This window comes from Bifidobacterium pullorum subsp. gallinarum (assembly GCF_000741215.1).
Lineage (GTDB): Bacteria > Actinomycetota > Actinomycetes > Actinomycetales > Bifidobacteriaceae > Bifidobacterium > Bifidobacterium pullorum_B.
Map to the genome: position 1 here is coordinate 123157 of NZ_JGYX01000007.1, position 22163 is coordinate 145319.

General features: G+C 65.2%; 17 protein-coding genes. 11 read left to right on the plus strand and 6 right to left on the minus strand.

What is annotated here, in order from left to right:
• Positions 1–118 precede the first annotated feature (118 nt).
• Entirely contained in the window at positions 119–1645 is a 1527-nt protein-coding gene (locus tag BIGA_RS08370) for an amino acid permease (protein WP_033507302.1), read from the plus strand.
• 73 nt (positions 1646–1718) lie between these two features.
• Here BIGA_RS08370 and BIGA_RS08375 read toward each other — a convergent pair whose 3' ends face one another.
• Positions 1719–2207 carry a MarR family winged helix-turn-helix transcriptional regulator gene (locus tag BIGA_RS08375; protein ID WP_033507304.1) on the minus strand — a complete coding sequence of 163 codons (489 nt, stop codon included), beginning with the start codon at positions 2205–2207 and terminating at the stop codon, positions 1719–1721.
• A 130-nt stretch (positions 2208–2337) separates the two neighbouring features.
• Positions 2338–3306, minus strand: a complete 969-nt coding sequence (locus tag BIGA_RS08380; RefSeq protein WP_237744095.1) for an FAD:protein FMN transferase — start codon at positions 3304–3306, stop codon at positions 2338–2340.
• 179 nt (positions 3307–3485) lie between these two features.
• Here BIGA_RS08380 and BIGA_RS08385 point away from each other — a divergent pair, with 179 nt between their 5' ends.
• From BIGA_RS08385 to BIGA_RS08415, 7 genes are all read left to right on the plus strand, one after another.
• Positions 3486–5207, plus strand: coding sequence for an FTR1 family iron permease (locus tag BIGA_RS08385; RefSeq protein ID WP_033507306.1), 1722 nt, complete (start codon positions 3486–3488; stop codon positions 5205–5207).
• A 45-nt stretch (positions 5208–5252) separates the two neighbouring features.
• Complete coding sequence (locus tag BIGA_RS08390; protein ID WP_033507309.1) at positions 5253–5891, plus strand: iron transporter; 639 nt, start codon at positions 5253–5255, stop codon at positions 5889–5891.
• Positions 5892–5961: 70 nt separating this feature from the next.
• On the plus strand, positions 5962–7320 hold the full coding sequence (locus BIGA_RS08395; RefSeq protein ID WP_033507383.1) for a DUF2318 domain-containing protein: 1359 nt from the start codon (positions 5962–5964) through the stop codon (positions 7318–7320).
• 15 nt (positions 7321–7335) lie between these two features.
• Complete coding sequence (locus BIGA_RS08400) at positions 7336–8637, plus strand: ABC transporter permease (RefSeq protein WP_033507311.1); 1302 nt, start codon at positions 7336–7338, stop codon at positions 8635–8637.
• Positions 8638–8656: 19 nt separating this feature from the next.
• Entirely contained in the window at positions 8657–9880 is a 1224-nt protein-coding gene (locus BIGA_RS08405) for an ABC transporter permease (RefSeq protein WP_033507384.1), read from the plus strand.
• A 98-nt stretch (positions 9881–9978) separates the two neighbouring features.
• Positions 9979–10770, plus strand: coding sequence for an ABC transporter ATP-binding protein (locus tag BIGA_RS08410; protein WP_033507314.1), 792 nt, complete (start codon positions 9979–9981; stop codon positions 10768–10770).
• A gap of 117 nt (positions 10771–10887) precedes the next feature.
• On the plus strand, positions 10888–11439 hold the full coding sequence (locus BIGA_RS08415; protein WP_033507315.1) for an FMN-binding protein: 552 nt from the start codon (positions 10888–10890) through the stop codon (positions 11437–11439).
• A 19-nt stretch (positions 11440–11458) separates the two neighbouring features.
• On the opposite strand, the gene BIGA_RS08420 is transcribed toward BIGA_RS08415, so the two are convergent.
• Positions 11459–13636: a YhgE/Pip domain-containing protein gene (locus BIGA_RS08420; RefSeq protein WP_033507317.1), complete on the minus strand. Its 2178-nt coding sequence runs from the start codon at positions 13634–13636 to the stop codon at positions 11459–11461.
• Complete coding sequence (locus tag BIGA_RS08425) at positions 13633–16293, minus strand: YhgE/Pip domain-containing protein (RefSeq protein WP_051917203.1); 2661 nt, start codon at positions 16291–16293, stop codon at positions 13633–13635. Before BIGA_RS08425 ends, BIGA_RS08420 begins: the two co-directional genes overlap by 4 nt.
• A gap of 249 nt (positions 16294–16542) precedes the next feature.
• On the opposite strand from BIGA_RS08425, the gene BIGA_RS08430 reads away from it, so the two are divergent.
• On the plus strand, positions 16543–17802 hold the full coding sequence (locus BIGA_RS08430) for a putative ABC transporter permease (RefSeq protein ID WP_051917204.1): 1260 nt from the start codon (positions 16543–16545) through the stop codon (positions 17800–17802).
• 252 nt (positions 17803–18054) lie between these two features.
• The gene (locus BIGA_RS08435) at positions 18055–18333 is read left to right on the plus strand and encodes an Lrp/AsnC ligand binding domain-containing protein (protein WP_033507319.1); all 279 of its coding nucleotides are present in this window, start codon (positions 18055–18057) and stop codon (positions 18331–18333) included.
• Between the two features lie 5 nt (positions 18334–18338).
• Here the strand turns inward: BIGA_RS08435 and BIGA_RS08440 are convergent, their stop codons facing one another.
• Positions 18339–19862, minus strand: a complete 1524-nt coding sequence (locus BIGA_RS08440; protein WP_033507321.1) for a C69 family dipeptidase — start codon at positions 19860–19862, stop codon at positions 18339–18341.
• Between the two features lie 52 nt (positions 19863–19914).
• Positions 19915–20403 carry a peroxiredoxin gene (locus BIGA_RS08445; RefSeq protein WP_033507323.1) on the minus strand — a complete coding sequence of 163 codons (489 nt, stop codon included), beginning with the start codon at positions 20401–20403 and terminating at the stop codon, positions 19915–19917.
• A 311-nt stretch (positions 20404–20714) separates the two neighbouring features.
• Here BIGA_RS08445 and BIGA_RS08450 point away from each other — a divergent pair, with 311 nt between their 5' ends.
• Positions 20715–22139: an APC family permease gene (locus BIGA_RS08450; RefSeq protein ID WP_081929618.1), complete on the plus strand. Its 1425-nt coding sequence runs from the start codon at positions 20715–20717 to the stop codon at positions 22137–22139.
• Positions 22140–22163 lie beyond the last annotated feature (24 nt).

The window sequence follows — 22163 nt, forward strand, 5'->3', positions numbered from 1 at the left end:
ACCGGTGATGCCGCCGAATGCGGTGGCACCTGCCGTGCGCGCAAGGGGGGCGGGCAATATGGAGCGCATCGCGGAACGTAACACGCATTGTTTACATGTACCCGCTACACTGCCACCCATGGCAGAGACACGGGAAGAGTTGCGGCCGCGTTCGTCGGCGGCCGGCACGGCCGGGCTGGACTCGGTGGAGGCGTTGGATTCCGATAACGAGATGGAACGCGGCCTGTCCAACAGGCATGTGCAGTTCATCGCGATCGGCGGCACGATCGGCACCGGCCTATTCCTGGGGTCAGGCAAGTCGATCAGCCTGACCGGCCCGAGCATCGTGTTCGTGTACATCCTGGTCGGCGTGGTCATGTTCCTGCTGATGCGCGCCATCGGCGAGATGATGTACCGCGATCCGAGCCAGCACACATTCATCAACTTCGTGGAACGCTACCTGGGGCACGGCTGGGGCAAGTTCGCCGGGTGGTCGTACTGGGTGGCGCTCGTGCTGCTCGGCATGACCGAGATCACGGCCGTCTCCACGTATTTCGTGACCTTCTTCGAGACCTTCGGCATCGATGTGAGCGCGTGGAAATGGCTGATCGAGGCCTGTTTCCTGGTGGCGCTCGTGGGCATCAACCTGATTGCCGTCAAGGTGTTCGGTGAGGTGGAGTTCTGGTTCTCGATGATCAAGATCACGTTGATCGTGGCGATGATCGCCACTGCCGTGGTCATGATCGTCATCGGCTACCACTATCCGTCCGTGCAGATCCATGGTGCCGACGCGCCCACGCCGGCCGGTCACGCCGGGTTCGACAATATCCTGGATGGGTTCTCGATCGCCCCGAACGGCTGGCTCGCGTTCCTGATGAGCTTCCAGATGGTGTTCTTCGCCTACGAGATGATCGAGTTCGTGGGAGTGACCGTCTCCGAGACCAAGAACCCGCGTCAGGTGCTGCCCAAGGCCATCAACCAGATCATCGTGCGCATCCTGATCTTCTACGTGGGCGCGCTGGTGGCGATCATGGCCATCGTGCCGTGGCGCAACTTCACCGCCAACGAGGACGGCTCGTTCGCCTCCCCGTTCATCATGGTGTTCCAGTACGCGGGTCTCAACTGGGCCTCGGCGCTTGTGTTCTTCGTGGTCATCACGGCCGCCAGCTCGGCGTTGAACTCGCTGCTGTATTCCGCCGGCCGCCATCTGTACCAGATCGCCTCGGAGTCGCATTCGCCCACTCTGCAGAAGGTCGGTGTCGTCTCCTCGCACAAGGTGCCGGCACGTGCGATCCTGGTCTCCGCGGCGCTGATCATGCTCTCGCCGGTCATCAACGCGTTCCCGCAGGTCTCCAGCGCGTTCGTGCTGTTCTCGTCCGCGTCCAGCGCCGTGTTCCTGTTCATCTACATCCTGACGATGGTGGCGCACCGCAAGTACCGCCAGTCCCCGGACTTCGCCGCCGACGGGTTCGTCATGCCCGCATGGCGGGTCACGAACACCATCGCCATCGCGTTCTTCGTGTTCGTGTACGCCACCCTGTTCCTGGCCGACGACACGCGAGGCTCAGGCATAGCGGGCCTGGTCTGGCTCGTGCTGTTCGGCGGCTACTGTCTGCTGCACGAGCACTTCCAGAACCGCGACCTCAAGGGTGCCTTGGGCCGCTGACGACCCGGATGATGCGGGAATGCATCTTACGCCTGGCCTATGCGCGACGTCGCAGCCGGTGCACCTGCGGGGGCTACTCGCCTTGGGCCGATGCCCCGAAGGCCTCGTCGATCTGCTCCTGGGTGGGGCGGGCACCGTCCGGGCCGCATAGCGATAGGTAGGTGGCGAATTCGTTCATCCGGTCCACGAGTTGACGGGTGTGCTCCTCGCCCATCTGGGAGAACACCCAGCAGACGGTGGAGCAGAGCACCTCGAAGTTGCGTTGGTCCGCGGCCCGACCCGCCTCGGTCATGTTGACCAGCGTGACGCGGCGATCGTTCGGATCGGTGGTGCGGGTGATGAACCCCTTCTTCTCCAGGGACGCGAGCACCGCGGAGATGCGGCCTGATGTGGTGTCGGCGGCGGCGGCCAACTGTGAGGGCGTGCGTGTGCCGTGCACGGCCAATTCGTGGAGGACCAGCGGCTCGCCCTTGGTGCTGTGCGTGAGCCGTTCCTGCATGGCGGCTCCACGGCCGCGCATGTGCTCGATCAGCTCGTCGAGCGCTTCCTGTTCGAATCCCATGATGTGACGCCTCCCTGCCGGATATCTACCCATGGTACCGTGTCTTGCGGCACCGCTCCGGGCGTTTATGCGCGTTTGCGCAGGCGATGGGCCTGCTTGGGCTGAGGGCAGGTTGGGGTGTGTTGGGGCGTCATCCGGTGAACAGCGTGCCGGGGAAATGCCGGCTGCGGGTGGCGACGCGATCGGTGCGGATCGTGACGCAAGCGAAATCGAAGTGTTGGGCGAGCCGTTCCGGGTCGGTGAGGAACAACGCCGTGGCCAAGCCGTCCGCCAATGCCGTGGGGAAGTATCCGCCGGCGGGACGGTTTGCGCTGCGGGCTGTTCCGCCGGGGCGCATGTCCACGACCGCCCAGGTGGCGGCCATATCCGTGACCGGCAGGCCATCCACCGCGTTGAGCAGGTGATGCACCTGTTCGTCGCCTGCCGTCCGCCAATGGCGACGGCTCGGCGCCGAAGCGGCGATGGCGGCGTGATCGATATGCGCGATACCGACGGCCCGGCTGGTATCGTGCGGGTCCTCCAGCGCCACGGTGATCGGGGGCGATGTATGCGCCAGGATGTCGCCGCCGGCATCGATGACGAAATCCGGTGCGTATCCCGGTCGTACGGTCGTCTGCTGTGTCAGCATGGCTGCGATGAGGTCGACGAGATACCCCTTGCCGCAGGCGCCGAAATCAAGATGGACGGGTCTTGCGGTGACCAGTGTGGTGCCGTGGCGTTCGACGTCATGGCGCCAGGTCGGATGGGCGACCCAAATCCGTTGGGAATCCGACGTTCCGGTTTCGAAGGCGAGATCGGGGCCGTACCCCAAGCGTGCCAAGGCGGCGCCCACGCAGGGGTCGATCGCGTCATCCGTCGCCTCGCACAGCCGTTCGTAGAGGTCGAACAGCGGTTCGCACCAGTCCGGAAAATCGAAACTGCCGCCATGCGCGGCGCCGGCCATCGCGGCGAGTATCGAGTCGGATCGGAACCGTGACAGCGTGCGTTCGTACTCGTCGACGAACGCACGTATCGACGTGTCGTCCATGGGAGCCGTCGATTGGACGACAAGACCGGTGCCCAGCGTGTCGGGCAGAATCAACGAGTGGGGAAACGCCATGCCGGCCATCATAGAATCGCCCGGACGGACGCGCCAGATGTCCGCAATATGAGACAAATAACAGCGTATTGTAGGCTCGCATTACCTCGCAGCGAACCAAAAGTCAAGTCTTTTCATTTCGGATAACACCCCATAGGTTGAGAAGCACATCGATCCGCAACAACCTGAAGGGGCCCGACATGACCAGAACCATGACCCGAATCGGTGCCGCACTGCTCGGCCTGATACTGACGGCCGCCGCCGCGCTGTCGCTCATGATTCCCGCAGTCGCGGACGAGCCGGCCGACCCCGAATCATGGATGCAGATCGCCCAGACAATCGTCGCGGACCTCGACGCAGGCGTCGCCGAATACGTTGACGGCGACCACGCGGGTGCGGCCTCCGCGTTCAACGTCGCATACAACACCGACTACGTGGCCTCCAACTTCGCCAAGGTCGTCAACGACACCATCGGCGCGGACCGATACCAGAACCAGCGCCGGCAATTCCAGGATCTGCAGCGCCTCGTCTACCAGCAGAATCGCCGGATCGACATCGAGACCCTGCGCGACGCGCTCGCTGACGATGTCAGGGAATGCGGCGCCACGTTGGATGGGAACAGTGAACTGAGCGATCCGCGCGACTACGCGCGGATGCGCGAGGAACAGACCGCCAAGGAACGCGAGGCGTTGGATGCCGCCAAGGTGCACAAGAACGAGGGCATCGGCACCCGCTCCTGGTCGGATGTTGCCGCGGAAATGGTGGCCGTGCTCGACGATTCGCTGGCCGCCGGCGAATCCGGAGACGGGGAGCGAGGCGCGGAACTCGTCAATGAGGCCTACTACCAGTACTACGAAAAGCTGGGGTTCGAGAAGAACGTGATGAACGCCATCGGCGGCAGCCGCGTCTCCAAGGTGGAAAGCACGTTCAAGGAAAGCCGTAAGGCCATGGTCGCCGGAGACACCGCGGATGCGAAAGCTCATGTCGACGAGTTGAAGACGATGCTCGTCGAGGACGCCGCAGCGCTGGACGGCGGTGCCGGCAGCGAGGTCGGCGGGTTCACACGCCTGATCACCAGCTCGTTCGGTCAGGCGTTCCTGATCCTGATCCGCGAGGGACTGGAGGCCCTGCTCGTCGTCGCGGCGATCATCGCTTATCTGGTCAAATCCGGCAACCGCCGTCTGGTGCGGTGGATCTACCTGGGCGTCGTGGCCGGCCTGGCCGCATCGGGGGTCATCGCCGCGGTGTTCATGGCGTTGTTCGGTGGCAGCGGACCGCAGCAGGAGATCATGGAAGGCGTGTGCGCGCTCGTGGCGATGGGCATGCTGCTGTACACCAGCAACTGGATGCTCAACAAATCCAGCGTCGACGCGTGGAACCGGTACATCCGGGCCAAAACCGAAGCCGCCGTCGCACGCATCGGCGGCACGGCGGGCACCGACCCCACACCGGAACGTCTGGGAGCGGCCGGCATCGTCTCGCTCGCCCTGCTGAGCTTCCTGGCGGTCTTCCGCGAAGGTGCCGAAACGGTGATCTTCTACCAGTCGATCTACTCGATGACACAGGACGCCAGCGGCATGTGGATCGGCGGCATCACCGCGGCGGTTGTGCTGATCGGCGTCTTCCTGCTCATCCGGTTCACATCGGTGCGCATCCCGATCAGACCGTTCTTCATCGTCACTTCGGTGCTGCTGGCCGTGCTTGTCGTGATCTTCGCGGGCGGCGGCGTGCACTCGCTGATCGAAGGTGATGCGCTGGGCGGCATCTACCTGGAAGGCTTCCCGACGAACGACTGGCTCGGCCTGTACCCCTATGTCGAAACGCTGGCCGCGCAAGGCATTGCGTTGGCTGCCGTGCTCGCGCTGTTCGCCATCGGTGCGGCCAGGCAGGCGAAGACCCGCCGCGCCGAACGGATGGCGTAGGCAACCATACCCCTATCCAACAACCAACCAGAAAGAGAGAACACCATGACCACCAAGAAAACGCTGGCAACCCTGCTGGGCCTGTTGCTCGCCGGATCGCTGAGCATGGCGACCGCGGCGTGCGGCGATACCGGTGACGCAAACACCGACTCGGGTGTCGACGCCGCGTCGCAGACCGAGGGTGCCGCCGACCCCGCGGATACCGGTGCCGGCTTCGAGGAGATTCCGATCGGCACCGATGTGGAGCTGGAGGGCGAGATCAACGCCGCCGCGGTCTATTTCCAGCCGATTGATATGGAACCCGCCGGCATGGGCTTGAGCGCCGCGGAGTCGAACCTGCATCTGGAAGCCGACATCACCGCGTTGGAAGGCAACGATCTGGGATATGGGGCCGGCGATTTCGTGCCCGGCCTGACCGTGGACTACGTCATCACCGACAAGAACGATCCGTCCAATACGCAGGAGGGCACGTTCATGGAGATGGTCGCCTCCGACGGTCCGCATTACGGCGGCAACATCGCCTTGGACAAGGACGGCGAATACACGCTGACGTTCAAGATCCACTCCCCGGCCGAGAACGGCTGGATGCTGCACACCGATCCGGAGACCGGCGTGACCGGCCGCTGGTGGAACGAGCCGCTGGAAGCCACCTTCGACTGGGACTACACCGTCCACCAGTGGTGACCGCTCGCCCGCTGAGGGCGGGATTGCGGCCATTGGCCGCACTTGAGAGAAGACGAACGAAAGGATGATCATGCTCGGGCAATTCAACCAGGCGCTTTCCGGCACCATCGGCCCATGCCTGCTGGTGATGAGCCTGAGCGTGCTGCTCACCGTAGGGGAAGGCCGTAACCGGCCGGCCAGTCGCCGGTGGCGCGCGATCGGCGTCGCCATCGGCCTGGCCGCAGCCGTGGTCTTCGCCATACTGCGCGGCACCGCCATCCTCAATCGGCGGTCCACCGTGAACCTGCCGACGCTGATCCTCGGCGTGATCCTCGACGTCGCGCTGATTGCGGTAATCGTTCGCTCCCGGAGCATCGTCGGACGGTGGCGACGGACATCCGCAAGCCGCGTTTCCGTAGACGAGATGGGCGATGCGTCGGTTCGTCGCGCCCGTCTATGGATGAACGTGGCAAATGGCGTCGCCGCGGCGGATATCGCGGTCACGATATTCTTCGCGATGCCGGACGTGATCCTGCAGCTGACGAATTTCGTCGACACCGGCGACTCACCGTTCACCTCCGATATGCTGCTGCGCGCGTTGGGCTTCCTGCTGGGCATCGGCATGACATTGATCGTGGCGGTGGTGTTCCACACCCTGCGCACCCCCGACATCCGCCGCGCCTTCACCGCCGCCGCGCTGATCGTCGCCATCCTGCAGTTGGTCATGCACGCCACGGAACTGTTCTCGCTGCTGATGAACATGATGATCCTGGTGTTGCACGGGCCGGCCTTCCGTGTGCTCATCCTGCTGCACAACCACGAACTGTGGATGACCTATGCACAGGCGCTGGCCTTCCTCATCCCCGCCGTCGCCTCAATCATCATCGGCCTGCGCACCACGCCGAACGGATGCCGCCTGCCGGGAGACGCCGCAATCCCGCCGTTGAACGAGGCGGGGGTTCGCGCACGCATCGCCTTCCGCCGTCGAGCCGTGGCCGCCGGCGCGTGGAGCATGGCGGCCGCCATCGCGCTGACAGCGCTGCTCGCATGGGGAACCTACGAACTGAACAAACAGCCGGTCATCTCCGAACCGGAGGAATACTCGCTTGTGGACGGCGTGGCCACCATCCCCTTCTCCCAAGTGGAGGACGGGCATCTGCATCGTTTCGCATACACGGCGGCCGACGGCACCGAGATGCGGTTCATCATCATCCTCAAGAACGGCGGCGCGTACGGCGTCGGCCTGGACGCCTGCGAAACCTGCGGCGACGCCGGCTACTACGAGCAGGACGGCAAAATCATCTGCAAACGCTGCGACGTGGCGATCAACCTGGCCACCATCGGGTTCAAAGGCGGCTGCAACCCCATACCGTTCCCCTACCAGGTCGACGACGGTGCCATCATCATCCACGCCGCCGACCTTGATGCGCTGTCCGCGCACTTCCAATAACGAAAGGAGGTTCCGGTGTTCATCCTGCGCATGATCTTCCGCTCATTCAGCCGGCAGTTCCGGCGACGGCTGCTCGTCGCCATCACCATCTGCCTATCCTCGGCGGTGGCGACGGCCATGCTCGGCGTCGTCTTCGACGTAGGGGACAAACTCAACGAAGAACTCTCGGCCTACGGCTCCAACATCGTCATCGAACCCAAATCGGACGCGGTGGTCGCCGACCTGTACGAGACGGTGGACGGCAGCGACACCGAACCGACCTCCTTCCTCAAGGAAAGCGATATCCAGAAGATCAAAACGATCTTCTGGGCATACAACATCACCAACTTCGCGCCGAAACTCAATCTGCACGCGGACATCACCGCCGGCACCGGCGGCGATGCCGCAACCGTGCCCGTCGTCGGCACCTGGTTCAACACCACACTGCATCTGGCCACCGGGGAAACCTCGGTCGTCGGCGTACAAGGTATGCGCTCGTGGTGGACCATCAACGGACGCTGGGCGCGGGACGACGCCGACGAGGCGATGATTGGCGCGGATCTCGCCGACCAACTGCACATCGACGCCCCGGGTATGACCATCACCCTATCCCGAGGGAATACGGCGGCCACCGTCACCGTCGTCGGCATCTACGATTCGGGCGACGAGGAAAACGGCGCCGTCTATGTTCCCTCGGCGACGTTGCAGGAACTGAGCGGCCTGACCGACAGTGTCGACGAGGTGGAGGTCAAAGCACTGACCACACCGGAAAACGACCTGGCACGCAAAGTGTCCCGCAACCCCGCGGCCGTCACCCAGGAGGAATGGGAAACCTGGTATTGCACCGCCTACGCCTCGTCGATCGCCTACCAGATCGAGGAGGTGCTCCCCGACGCCGTGGCCAAACAGATTCGCCAGATCTCCGAACTGCAAGGCGATGTACTCAACAAGACTCGCGCGGTCATGATCGTCATGACCGGCCTGAGCCTGCTCGCCGCAGCCATCGCCGTGGCGAACCTGATGGCCGCCTCGATCACGGAACGGTCCTCCGAACTCGCGCTGCTCAAGGCGATCGGAGCGACCGACGGCGCGGTGTCGCGGCTCATGCTGTTGGAAACCGCGGTGATCGCACTGATCGGCGCGCTCGCGGGTGCCGGATTGGGTGTCGGCGCGGCGCAGCTGATCGGACAGGTCGTGTTCGCCTCGTCGATCACGCTACGGCCGATGGTGTTCATCCTGGTGGCCGTGCTGATCGCCGCGACCGTGCTGGCCGCCTCCTGCTCATCCATCCGTTCGATCCTGGGAGTACGTCCCGCGGAGGTGCTTCATGGCCGCTGACCGCAATGCCGGGCGTCGTATGACGAACCGGCGCATGTTCCTCACCATGGTGTTCGGGGCGGTATTCCGCCGCCGTTCGCGTGCCATCATGGCCGTGGTCGCCTCGATGGTCGGCACCGTCACACTGTTCGGGCTGGCCGCGATCTGCCTGACCGTGCCGCAGCAGATGGGCGACGAGATGCGGGCGTACGGCGCGAATCTCATCGTCACCGGTCCGCAAGGAGGCATGGACGACGACGTCGTCCGTACTGTCGAAACGCAGGTGCGGGCCGCGGCGGAGGCGGACGCGGCGACCTACCGGTATGAAACCGTACGCGTCAACGCGGCATCGTATGTGTTGGCCGGCATCGACGTCGACGCGACGCGCGCGCTCAACCGGCATTGGGTCGTCGACGGCGACTGGCCAAGCGATGGGCAGGTATTGGTCGGTTCGGATGCGGCCGAAGCGATGAGCCTGCAGATCGGCGACACCGTGACCATCGGATACCGCGCGGACAATGCGGGCGCTCCCGGCGACGCCGGCGGCGGAACCTCGTCGGAGGATTCCTCGGGCAGCGTCGCGGGGCAGATGAGGGACGGCCGTGTGTCCACCGACATCCTGGAAACCGGCGGCGTCGGGTATCGCGTGGCCGGAATCCTGGAAACCGGCGGCAACGAGGACGGCATCATCTACGCGACCGTGGACGACATCGTCGCGTTGGCGGGCGACCGTGGACCGGACGTCATCGAATTCGCCTCACAGGCCGATGACGGGCATCTCGAAGCCCTCGCCGATGCGATCAACGACGGCGAACTGGGCGTGAGCGCACAGCGCGTATCCCGGATGACCTCGTCGAACCGCCGCATCATCGCCATGCTGCAGACGCTGTTCTGGTTCGTTTCGGCGGTGGTGCTCGCGCTGACGCTCGTGGGCGTATCGACCACCATGTCGTCGATCGTCTCCCAGAGGCGCAATGAGATCGGCCTGCGCAGGGCGCTCGGAGCCACAACGCGTTCCGTGGTGGCCGAGTTTGCCGCCGAATCGGCGTTGTATGGCATGGCCGGCGGCCTGTGTGGTGTCGGTTTGGGGTATGCGCTGGCGCGTGCACTGTGCCGGATGGTGTTCGACCGAACATTGGATTTCAGCGTGGCGTTGGGTTCCGCATCGGTGGCGCTGAGCGTGGCGGTGGCGGTGGCGGCGTCGACTCCGCCGATTCGGAACGCCACGCGCATTGACCCGGCCGTGGTGCTGCGGGAGGAATGACGGTCCATGACAGGTTTTCCGGCCGGACCGCAGGGCGACGAGTCGTTCGATCGGATTGCGATTTCGTTCATCCATTCACGACAGGGAAAGGACAAGGCATGTTACTGGAACTCGACCATATCTCCAAGATCTACGGCGAACTCAACGCTGTCGACGATCTGAACCTGACCGTGCCGGAAGGACAGTGGCTGGCGATCGTCGGCTCGTCCGGTTCCGGCAAAACCACGCTGATGAACATCATCGGGTGTCTGGATTCGCCCAGCCGCGGTTCGGTGACGTTGGAAGGGCGGCGACTGGAGGACTTGAACGCCGCGCAGCTGGCCGACGTGCGCAAGAACGTGATCGGTCTGGTGTTCCAGAAGTTCCATCTGGTGCCGCATCTGACGGCGGTGGAGAACGTGATGGTCGCTCAGTATTATCATTCGGTGGTTGATGAGGCGCAGGCCATGGCGGCGCTTGAACGGGTGGGACTGAAGGAGCGTGCCCACCATCTGCCCGCCCAGCTGTCCGGTGGCGAGCAGCAGCGTGTGTGCATCGCGCGGGCGTTGATCAACTGCCCGAAACTGGTGCTGGCCGACGAACCGACCGGCAATCTCGACGAACGCAACGAGCGCATTGTACTCGACCTGTTCCGGCAGCTGCATGAGCAGGGCACCACCATCATCGTGGTGACGCATGACGCGCTGGTCGCCTCCTGCGCGCAACGAGAGATCATGCTCAACCACGGCGTGCTGGTGGGGGAGCGGTGGAACGACGAAACGGCCCGGCTCGCGTATGAGGCGGCGGGCGGGCGACCGGCATCCACCGGGGCGCAGGTGGAGGGCGCGCAGACCGGGGAGGCGGCAATGGCGTTCGCCGACCCGACCAAGGCCGCGAAAACCGGGGCGTGAGTACAGGCGGAATAGGTGCGGCAGCCGGGGACGGAGAGACTGAACCACGCCGGAGGGCCGCGTCGGTTTGTCGGTTCGACAGTAACGGTGCGACTGCGAACGGAAAGGATATGCGATATGGAACGGAACGCAGTGGCGTTCAGCGGCCGTGCAATCGGCATGACGGTGGCCGGTCTGGCGGTGACCGCCGCCCTGCTGGGTGGGTGCGGCGAACCCAAAGCCGTGCCGATGGACGACGAGTTCGCCGGGAATTCCGGGCAGTCGGCGGATTCGGGGACGACGGGAACGGGCACCGCCGAGGATGCGGGCAATGGTGAGGCGCCGGACGGTTCTGATGGCGGGAATGGCGGAGCCCGGCGGGATACCGGCGTCTACGCCGACGGCACCTATGCGATTAAAGGCCAGTATGGGCCGGTCGGCGAGGACACCATCGACGTGTATCTGACCATTGCGGACGGTGCCGTCACCGATGTTGATGTCGTCGGACACCCGTTCACCACCATCTCCAGGCACCATCAGGAGGCGTTCGCCGAAGCCGTGCCCGGCGTGGTGGTGGGCAAGCCGCTCGAAGGGTTGAAGGTGGACAAGGTGGCCGGTGCCAGCTGGACGTCGGACGCGTTCAACGCCGCCCTTGACGTGGCGAGGCAGGAAGCCTCCGTCGTCCAGTAGCGCGCGGGTCGGTCGCAGCTCATCCGATGAGCTTGGTACGCTCCAATTGTTCCCCGAACCGGCGGTTCAGCCCGACCAACGGCTTGCGCAGCAACAAGCCGAGCAACAGCAGCGGCGGCACGAACAGCAGCAGCTTGCCCAGCTCCATCCAGTAGTCGTTCTGGTAGATGCCGGCGATCGCGGCGCGCATCGCGTTGATCGCATGCGTGATCGGCAGGAACGGGCTCAGCCGTTGCATGAACCCCGGCAGCACCTGCAGCGGGTACGAGCCGGCCGACCCGGACACCTGGAACACCAGCATCAGCATGCCGATCGCCTTGCCGATGTTGCCGAAACTGACCACCATCGTGTAGATGAAGAACGCGAACACCAGTCCGCCCACCCAGCCCGAGAGCATGAACAGCAGCGGGTGCACGGCCTGCACGCGCAGGAACAGCAGGCTGCCCGCGCAGCTGACCGTGCTCTGCAGCAGCGAAATCAGCGCGAACACGCCGAAGCGTCCCAGGAACACCTGATGCGGCCGCAGCCGGCGGAACCGCCGCCGCTGCTCGTCCGCCAGCGAGGTCCTGACCGCCAGGGCGATGAGGATCGACGCGGTCCACAACGGGATGAACGTGTAATACGGCGCCATGCCCGAACCGAAATTCGCCACCGGGAACACGGCCTTGCGATCCAGTTCGACCGGTGCGGCCAATGCGGAGGCCAGCGAGGACGCGTCCCCGGCGAGCAGCGAACGGACGGCGTCGGCGTCGCCGCTCGTCAATGCGTCGGCCAGATCGTCATGGAAGGTGGTCAGCCCGGCGCCGGCCTCGCGCAGGTGCGCGGCGGTGTCGTCCAGCATCGTGCGGATGTCCGCCACCGTGGCGCCGGCGTCCGCCGCGGCGCCGTCCAGTGTGGAGACCGTGGAATCCAACCGTTGCGTGTCCTGATCCAGCACGGAGGAGGCGTCCCGCACGGCGGCGGTGAGTTGGTCGACCTGCGGGGCGATGTCGGCCGCGAACCCGTCCGAGACGTCGGTGACGGATGCGACGGCCTGGTCGATGAGCGTGCGGATCTGCTCCCGCTGTCCGAGCGCGGCGTCGGCGTCCCGCGTCACCGTGTCGGCGGCCGTGGTCAACGCCGTGGCCAGCGTGTCCAGCTGGTCGGCGGTGCGCTGCAGCGCGTCCGCCGCGGCCGTCAGGTCGGGGTTGTCGGCCGCGCCCGGCAGTCCCAGCAGCGTATCGTGCAGCTGCCGGTAGAGCGCCGCCTGGTCGCTCACCGCGGAGGACTGCTGACGCAGCGCGTCGGCGGTGGCCGTGGCATTGCCCTGCGCGTCGTCGAACACCGTGTCGAGGTCGTCGCGCACGCCGGTGAACCCGTCGGCGCTGGCGGACAGCGCGTCCGTCACCGTGCCCGCGGCCGCCGAGAGCGCGTCGGCCGTGTCGCGGACCGCCTGACGGGCGTCGCCCAACGGTTCGGCGTCGTCGTCGATGGCCGTGGCGGTCTGCCCGACCAGCGCCGACGAGCTCTCCAGCAGCGACTGGGCCGTGTCGGTCAGCGCGCGGTAGGTGGCGAGGGAGTCGGCGGTGTCGTTCAACTGGGCGGCGAAGTCGGCGATGTTGGCCTGGAAATCGTCCATCGCGTTCCGGGCCTCGGGGCGGTCGAGCTGCCGGACCAGCGCCGCGGCGATGTCCAACGCGGTGCCCGTCAGCGTTTCGGCGAACATCTCGTTGACCTGCGCGGCCACCTCATCGGCGCCCGCACCCGTCAGGTTCGGGGCGACCGCGTTCTTCTTCTCGTTGCTGTAATACTCGATGACGGCGTGGTGCGCGTCCTCGGTGAAGAACGTCATCATCGTGGCGCTGAAATCCTTCGGGATCACCAGCGCGGCATAGTATTCCCCGGACTTCGTGCCCTCGATCGCGTCCTGCCGCGTGGTGAACGTCCAATCCAGCTGCGAGTCGGCGCGCAGCTGGTCCACCACCTCGGCGCCGATCGACACACGGACCGGGATCAGGTCGGACTGGTAGCCCTCATCGTCGTTCGCCACCGCGAACCGCATCGCACCCATGTTGCCGAACGGATCCCAACTGGCGGCGATGTTGAACCAGGCGAACAGGCTGGGGATCGCCACCAGGCCGATCACGATGATCACGGAGACCACGTTGCCGGTGAGCCGGCGCACATCGTCCACGAACAGATGCCAGATATCCCTCATGCCCGGTGCCTCCCCTTGGAATCATGCAACCCGATCAGATCGGTTTCGACGATTCGGCGCGCGGCCTCCCGCGTGCGGTCCGCACGGCGTGCGCGCCTGCGCCGCCGCGCTCGGCGGGCGCGCATGCGGTCCAGATCGCGCAACGCCAGCTGCACGCGGATCTCCTCGTCGTCCAGATTGCCGAGCTCGACCTGCCGGCGCAGATGGTCGCGCATCAGCTCGATGCCCATCAGGAACGCGATGATCAGCAACACCCACACGGTCCACGCGCCCAGCATCGCCAGCTTGGCGTCCGTGGTCAGCGAGAACGTGACCGCCAGCACGACCGGCACCACGAACCCGGCGATCGTCGCGCCGCGCCGCAGCCGCGGATACAGCTCCTCGAACGCGGCCGCCCGCTGCACGATCGCCTCCCGATACTCCGCACGGTCGCCCAGCACGCGCAGGATCTGGCCGATCGGATACTCGTGGCCGCGCAGCGTCACCGGCTCGCCGTTGAGGATCCCGGCCTGGGCGATCTGCCGGGCGAACAGCCGGTTCACGTTCGTCAGCCGCGGCCGGACGCCGATGCCGACGGCGAACGCGACGGCGGCGAACACCAGCAGATGCGCCATGCTGGTCCACCAGACGTCGCCGTAGAACCCGCCGATCGTCTCGCGCAGGGCGTCGATCGCGTAGGTGAACGGGAAGAACGGGTGCAGGGCGCGGAAGAACCCGGGCATCATCTCGATCGGATACATGCCGCCTGCCCCCGGAATCTGCACGATGATCATCACCATGATCAGGGCCTTGCCCACATGCAGCAGCGTGGTGGCCAGCATGTACGCGACCGCGCTGTACGTCACCGAGGCGATCACCCCCGTGGCCACGAACGCGACCGGGCTGACCGTCTGCACGCCGATCACCAGATCGCCGACGGTCACGATCAGCCCCTGGGCGGCGGCCATGACGGCCAACAGCAGCCAACGGCCCAGATACGCCTGGGTGGCGGTCAGGTCCTCGACGCCCTCGTCGTCGGCCTCCAGCTTCATCAGCGCCACCAGCATGAACACGCCCGCCCACATCGCCAGATTCGTGAACAGCGGGGCCATGCCGGAACCGTACGAGTTGACCGGATACACGACATGCTCGTCCAGCACGGTGGGGGAGAGCATGAAATCCGCGATCTTGCGCTCGTCGAGCGTGCCGTCCCCGCCGAACAGGGCGTCCAGCGTGCCGGCGGAGGACAACGCGTTCAAATCCGTGCGCAGCGTGCCCAGCCGGGTCTGCACGCGCGCCAGGGCGGCGTCGGTGTCGGACAGGGCGGTTGTCGCCTGCAGGAGCGCCTGGTCGAGCTGATCCACGATCAGTGACGCCTGGTCGATCAGCGTGCCCTGCGCTGACAGCTGGCCGCCGAGCGTGCCGCTCGCCGTGGATAGCGCACCCAGCCCGTTGCCGAGCGCGGGCCAAGCGTCGGCGTTCAGGGTGGACCGGGCCTGCGCGGAGGCGTCCAACGCCTGTTGCATGGCCGTGCCCAGATCGTCCGCCAGCGCGCCGGTGTCCGTGGCGGTGGCGCCGATGGTACCGTTCAGCGCCGTCAGGCTTTCGATGGTGCCGTCCAGCGTCGTGTTCGCCTGTTGCAGCTGGTCGATGGCCTGCATGATGGTGCCTGACGAATCCGGCAGGGCTTCGGACAGGGCCTTCAGATTGTTCAGAAGCGTGGCGTTGCGGTCGGTGATGTCCTGCAGCGTGGCCAGGCTGCCGGCGACCTGGCCGTTGGCCGCGGTGATCGCTCCCGCCGCCGAGGCCAGAGCGCCCGTGGCCTTGGCATTGGCTTGGGAGAGCAGGGCGTTGCCGGTGTCGAACGCCGTGGAGGCGGTGCCGACGGTCTGCCCGAGCGCGGTCCGCGTGGTGTCAAGCAGGCCGGAGAGGCCGTCCAGCCCGCTGGCGGCGTCGGCGCCGAGCCGGCGGACATCGTCGAGCGTGGCGCGCACACCCGTCAGATCCATCGGGTCGTCGGCATCGGTGACGTCGGCGATGGCGGAGCGGATCGAGGCGACGGCATTCTGCGCGTCCGCCAGCGCCCGGTCGGCCTTGGCGCGGGCGGCGTCCGCGGAATCCGACGCCTGGGCCTCGGCCTGGTTGACGGCCTGTGCCACCACCTCGCTGACGGTGGCGACGAATGTGGCGTTGACCTGACGATCGACCGCATTCGCGGCGGTGTCCGTGACCTTCGGCGCGATCGGACTGACCTTCTCGTTGACGAAATACTCCAAGGCCGGCCGCTGCGCGCCTCCGTCGGCGATCAGCTCCGCCAGCCGGTCGCTGAAATCCGCGGGGATGACGATCGCCGCGTAGGAACGACCGGACCTCACATCCTTCATGGCCGAGTCCTCGTCGGCGAACACCCAGCCGAGTTCATGGTTCCCCTGCAGCGAGGCGACGATCTGGTCGCCCAGATTCGTGCCGGCGATCGGCTCCTTGTCGGTCCCGGCATCCAGATTGGCCACCGACACCTGCACATTGGCGGTGTTCCCGTACGGATCCCAGAACCCGATGATGTTCACCCATGCGTAGAACGCGGGCAGCACGGCCAGACCGAACACAATCACCCACGCCGCCGGCACACGCAGCAGCCGTCGGACATCACGCGCGACGATCGACCACACATTGCGCACAGGACACCCTCCCATCATCGGCCGCAACGGGAACGCGGCATCTCCGGTAGCATAGGCTTCCGGCGCATCACGCCGCACCGTGATTCACCCCAAGAGGGGGTGGCTTGGGCATGTCCATGGCTGCTGTCCGATTTTGGCGGCGAACTCCATCGTGAACGAGGGGGTGGCTTGGGCATGTCCGTGGCTGCTGTTCGATATCAGCCGCGGGAACGAGCGCCGCCGTGCCGCGCATCTGCTAGCGTGGGGGCAATGGAACCTGCAACGCACGATGAGACACCGGCCACCGCAGCCCTTGGGACCCCATCCCGCCGCCTGCCCGGCGACGTCAACGGCGATGGCCGCGTCGACATCGACGACCGCCGGTTGCCGCTCATCGCCCGCATCTACGGCGTCCTCGTCCTGCTGAGCGGCATCGTCACCGTCCCCGCACTCGTCTTCATCGCGGTTCGCGGCATCGTGGGCGTCCTGAGCGGACACTCCGTCATCGACGTGCTGGACCTGACCTTCATCCTGACCTGCGTCCAGGTCGGCGTCATGCTCGTCTCCTCGTCCTGCATGGTCGTCTTCGGCGTCTTCCTGCTGTGCAACCGCCGCAAGAACGCGGCGCGATGGGCGTACGCCATCATCCCCCTGACCATCGCCGACGGCATGCTCTCCCTGGCGCTCGTCGGCGTCGACTGGAACCTGATCCCGCCGATCGCGCAGCTGGCCATCCTCACCACCCTGTCCATCGTGCTCGACCCCGCCCTGCTGGAGGAACGCCGACTGCAGCGCACCCTCAAACGCATGGACGAACGCAGCGACTACGAGGAGGCGCTCGCCAAAGGCATGCTCGGCCGCGATCCCAGCGGCAAGGGATACATCGAACTCGAATTCTTCAACATCTTCTGGCTGTTCATGATCGGCTGCGTGTTCGGCCTGGTGGTCGAAACCCTCTACCACCGTGTGGTATGGGGCGAATGGCAGGACCGCGCCGGACTGCTGTGGGGACCGTTCTCGCCGATTTACGGCTGCGGCGCGGTGGTCCTGACCGCATGTCTGAACCGGCTGTGGCGCTCGCATCCGCTGCTGATCTTCTGCGCCAGCGCGGTGATCGGCGGCGCGTTCGAGTATTTCGTCAGCTGGTTCATGGAGGTGGCGTTCGGCATCACCGCCTGGGACTACACCGGCCAATGGCTCTCGATCGACGGGCGCACCTCCGGCAAGTACATGGTGTTCTGGGGGTTCCTCGGGGTGGTGTGGATCAAGCTGCTGCTGCCGCGGATCCTGTGGCTGATCAACCGGATCCCGTGGAAGGTCCGGTATTCGCTGACCGCCGTGGCATTCGTGTTCATGCTCGTCAACGCCGCGATGACGCTGATGGCATTCGACTGCTGGTACGGCCGGGTGTCCGGCAACGAGCCGGACTCCCCGGTGACGTGGTTCTTCGCCGAGCATTACGACAACGCCTACATGGAACACCGGTTCCAGACCATGTCGATCGACCCCTCGCGTTCGGGGCGTCTGTAGCGGGCGGGTTCCGGTCGTTGTGTGAGACCGGGCGCGGCGGGTGATGCCGGGCCTGCCGATGAATCCGATATATTTGCGGCCCGGAGGATTAGGCGCCTGGTCATGTTGGCGATGCCGCGACGGTCGAACGTCGATGTCCGCACAGCGTACATGTCGGACTGCGGCCGGAGGACGATTGCTTATAATGAGCGGCAACGGTGCTCCACGGCCGGAACCGCCTGGACGCCCGCCGGACGGATGAAGGAGGATCCCATGACCAACGCGATTGTGCTCATCGATGCGGAAAGCGGCAAGGCCAACGAGGCCGCCCGGGCCGTGGCGGAGATCCGCGGCGTGCGCGAGGTGTATTCGGTGGCGGGAGACATCGACCTGGTCGCCGTCATCAACGCGGACGACATCGACCAGCTGACCGAGATCATCCCCGGCGGCATCGCCAAGGTCGACGGCGTGACCCGTACCCGCACGCTCATGGCCTTCAAGACCTTCAGCAGCAGGGACGAGGCCGCCGCCTACGACCTCGGCCTCGACTGACGGGACTACACCCAGCGGTCGGACATGGCGAAGGAGTTGCGCATCAGGTTGCTGGACGTGTACAGCACATCCGCCAGCAGCCTGGCGGTACGCTCCCGCAGATACGCGGCCATGACCTCGTTCGCCTCGGTGAGCTGTGTCGCGGCCGCATCCATCCCATCCGTCGCGCCGGCACCTGCCAGTGCCGCGTCGGTGTCGAACACATGCCGGTGCCCGAAGCTGCGCACCTGCTCCGCATACTGCTCGATGGCGTTCGAGCATTCGATGTAATGCGGGTCGGCCATCGCGGCGATCATGCGGATCGACCAATAATACGAATCGGTGGACGGCTCGGCCGGCGTATCCCGCAGATAGGCGGGCGTATCCAGCACATTCGCATAGAACGGCGCCACCGCGTTGAACGGTCCCGAACCGAACGACACCCACATCACCGCGCGGTGCGCGGCCGGCACGTCGCCGCGCAGCTCCATCGCCACCATGTGGCCGGTGCGGTTGATGCCGATCGGACGGTACCGGTGGCGTGACTCCGGCGTGCCCAACGTGCCGTACGGGTCATACGGCGTGCCCTCGAAATGCGAGCTCATCAGGAAGTCCACATCCTCGACGCTCACCTTGCGCTCCGGTTCGCGGCACCACGGGATGTCGTCCGAGGTCGGCGTGTACCGGGCGTTCGGGGAATCCCAGTCCTCGCCCGGGTTCAGGTACCGCTGCATGTACCAGGCACGCGGCGTGTTGTAGATGTGATCCTTGGTGGTGGCGGTGCCGAAGGCCGCACGCGTGTCCAGATGGTGCGGGCCGCGGTTCATGGCCATATCAAGGTGATGACGCTCGATGAACTCGATGAGATCCGCGCTGCACATGTGCTCGCGCCGCTGGCCGAACGCGTCGTCCAGATCGAACTCGTCGATGCCCAACTGGTTGGGGATCGTGGCGTAGCAGTCGTCCGGCACACGGCGGGCGATCCAATGATGGCCGCCGATCGTCTCCACATACCAGATCTCGTCGGCGTCGCTGATCGCGATGCCGTTCGACTCGTACGTGCCGTACCGTTCCAGCAGACCGCCGAGCCGGATCACGCCCTCGCGCGCAGTCGTCACATACGGCAGCACCAGCGTGATGATATCCTCCTCGCCGATGCCGCCCGGCCGCTCCGGCACGTAATCGGCATCGCCCGGCTGCCCCTGCGCCGGACGCAGCTCAACCAACGGATCGGCCGCAAGCACACGCTCGTTGACGGCGATCGTTTCGGTGGCGCTCATCGCCACATTGTGCACGTTGACGCCGGCCTCGGCCAGCACACCGCGGTTCGGCAGCACATTCGGCGCGATTGTGTACCGGCACGGATCGTCCGGCAGATCGATCTCGACATGGCTGAGCACCGAACGGTAACGACGCGGCTGGTCCTCGGGACGGACCACAACGAACCGTTTCGGATCGTAACGGCCCGACCCCGAGTCGTCATCGCGCGCGATAATCGTCGCCCCGTTGTAGCTGGCCGCTTTTCCAATCAATATCGTGGTACAAGACATAGGATGCCACTGTAGTCCCGGTGGCGCACAGCACGGGGGATTATCGCCCCGACTAGTCGCCCAACTGCCTGAGCAGCGACGCCACATGCCCCTTGGCCCGCACGTTATACCGCGCCAGCACCACGTGCCCGTCCGGACCCACCACCACGGTCGAACGGATCGTTCCCACATGCACCTTGCCGTACAACTTGCGCTCGCCATACGCGCCATACGCCCGATGCACCGCGCAATCCGGATCGGACAGCAGCGGGAACGTCAGATGATCGCGCTCACGGAATCGGGCGAGCGTGGATGGCTCGTCCTTCGAGATGCCGACCACCTCATAGCCGGCGGCGGTCAAACGGTTGAGGTTGTCCCGGAAATCGCAGGCTTCTGCGGTGCAGCCGGGCGTCATCGCAGCGGGGTAGAAGTAGACGATGACGTTGCGGCCGCGCGCCAGCAGGTCCGTGAGCCGGAGCGTGGAACCGTCGTCGGCGGTGAGGGAGAAGTCCGGGGCCATCTGGCCGGGTTCGAGGCGGATGAAATCGGTGTGCTCTGTCATGGCTCCCACTGTATACGGTTCGCCGCGGGTGCGGGGTTTATCCCCGAGCGGAACGGTGCAACGATGTATCGGCGAGGCCGGGCGATTTGCTAAAACGTTTAGCACGGCCTAAGATGCATCATGTCCACATGACACAGCGGAACGGCGACGACGCCTAGCAACCGCGCACCCGGCACCCTGACCCGAGGATAACGGCATCCCCGTCGGTGCCTGACGCGTAAGCCACCGGCTCGATGACGAGACGTCGATAGTGTAATGACGCATCGTCTCCACTGCGCCATCAACCCTACGCATATCAAAGGGGTGAATCAATGTCCGAGACAGACAAGAAGCCGGCCGGGAACAAGGGTCTGCAACGAAGCCTGAAACTGGTGTTCGTGTATACCGTTGCCACCGGTTCGATCTTCACCTATGTCAGCTATTGGGACTCCGTGTTCTTCGGGTACTGCGGATCCGGCACGTTCCTGGCATTCGCGCTGATGACCGTGGCGATCCTGCCGACCGCGCTGGTCTACAGCGAGATCTCGTCGATGTTCAAGACCGCCGGCGGCGAGCTGATCTACAACACCGTCGGGTTCAACAAACACGTCGGATTCCTGGCCTCGTGGCTGATCATGGCCGCCTGGATCTCCGTGCCGCCCGCCGTGGTCATGGCTGTGGCCACGTTCATCAGCAAGCTGTTCGGCCTGAACCTGAGCTTCGGCACCACCATGATCATCGCCGTGGTGTTCCTCGTGCTCGTGTTCATCATGAGCATGCAGGACATCCAGTTCCTCGTCAAGGCGCAGGCCACCTGCCTGTTCGCCAACATCATCACCACGCTCATCACCGCCGTGCTGATCCTGACCTGCGGGCATTGGAGCTTCTCGAACATCGTGGAATCGTTCGGATTCACGAACATCGACCCCTCGCTGGGCATCCCCGGCTGGATCATCGGCATGGCCCTGCTGATCACCCCGTACTTCGGCTTCGAAACCGTGCCCCAGATGGTCGAGGAGGGCGACTTCCCGACCTCGAACGCCAAGAAGGCCATCTGCGGTTCGGTCATCACCTGCGGCGCGATCTACGCGATCTTCTTCTTCTGCGTGGCCGGTCTGTCCCCCGCCGACGAACTGCTGGCGGGCGACGCGGCCAACGGCTTCATGACCATCACCGCCATGCAGAATATCCTCGGCTGGCGCTTCTGGCCGGTGGTCTACGGCCTGGTCTCCATCCTGATGGGCATGACCGCCTCCATCCTGGGCTTCTGGATGTCCACCGTGCGCATGCTGTATTCGATGGGCAAGAAGAACTTCCTGCCGGAGGCCTTCACCAAGGTCAACAAGCATCAGCAGCCGATCCTGCCGAACATCTTCCTGCTGGTCATCAGCCTGGTGTTCATCCTGCTGCAGAACGCCGGCACGTTCATGAACGACTTCTTCAACCTGATGTCGTTCGGCTGCGCCTGCGCCTACGCCATCACGATGGTCTCGGCCGTGCGCATGCGCCACAAGCATCCCGAGTGGTACAAGAACAACAAGAACGTGGTCAAGGGCGGCGATTTCTTCCGCATCCTGGCCATGGTCATCATGATCGCCATCGCGTTCTTCTGCACGCTCGGCCAGGGCGTCGGCTCGTGGATCTCGTTCGGCGTCTATCTGGGCGTCGGCGTGCTGATCTGGCTGTGGATGGTCTTCGTCCGCTGGAAGAAGACGTCGGTCGTCATCGAAACGCCGGACGGCGAACAGGAATTCTGATCTCAACCCAATCCGTAACCGCAA